Raw genomic sequence first — 789 nt, 5'->3', positions numbered from 1 at the left:
CCCAAATTTAGACACAAGAACAGCTCCCTATTAGGAGCTGTTCTGCGTTACGGAGTCACGCAATTGAACATAGGAATAATGAACACCAATAATTTTTTTTAGTGAGTTTTTTAAAATGTATGTCTTTTTACGGCATAACCTTGTTTTTCTTAGATTCATCACTACATCAAATATGAACAATGTTGCTGTTAAACTAGTTTAAAGGTTTTGTATGGCTATCTATGTAGCGCCTGGTAATAAAGTCGGGCGAGATGGGGCTCTTTTCAAGAGTGTAAAATTAATACAACAAATCATACGGTTGTAGTAAAATATGGTCGGTATTGTACTATCCGTGATCATGAAATAGCGCCTCCAACAAGTACTGCAGCGCGACATTGGTTGCAGATTTATAGAACACCAGATAATACGGAGTAATGTCCGTAACATTATCGTAGAAAGGTCGCTTAGCGGCCTTTCTGCATTTGTAAGTATTAGGTAGCCTCCTTGCGGCTTTGTTGCGTAATTAAATTTAGAGATAGAGCTACCCCGTTTCGCGTATTTCTTAGTCAATACGACAAGTTTCAGGCACACCTAACCCAGTAAGCTTGTTCAACGCTTTTATCATCGCGTAAGTTTCACCCACCTGGGCATTGTAATTTCTTAAGCTCAATCGTCCTCCTAGCAACTGTTTAACTCAATACATCGCTGTTTCTGACAATGAACGTTTGTGGTATCCATACCGCTCTTTCCAATACTTATTTGAGCCGTATAATTTCTGGCAACCCACGGCGAGATTTCGAGGGTGACCAC

The 789-nt window shown here is 39.9% G+C and carries 1 pseudogene; it reads right to left on the bottom strand.

The features are described 5' to 3' along the window. Positions 1-541: 541 nt before the first annotated feature. Positions 542-789, bottom strand: a pseudogene (locus tag AB4589_RS17185) (IS5/IS1182 family transposase); the annotation flags it as partial.

Source organism: Vibrio sp. 10N.222.49.A3, from assembly GCF_041475145.1.
In the GTDB taxonomy this organism is placed as follows: Bacteria; Pseudomonadota; Gammaproteobacteria; order Enterobacterales; family Vibrionaceae; genus Vibrio; species Vibrio tasmaniensis_A.
Note: the sequence above shows the minus strand (reverse complement) of the source record. Positions and strands in the feature narration are given on the sequence as shown.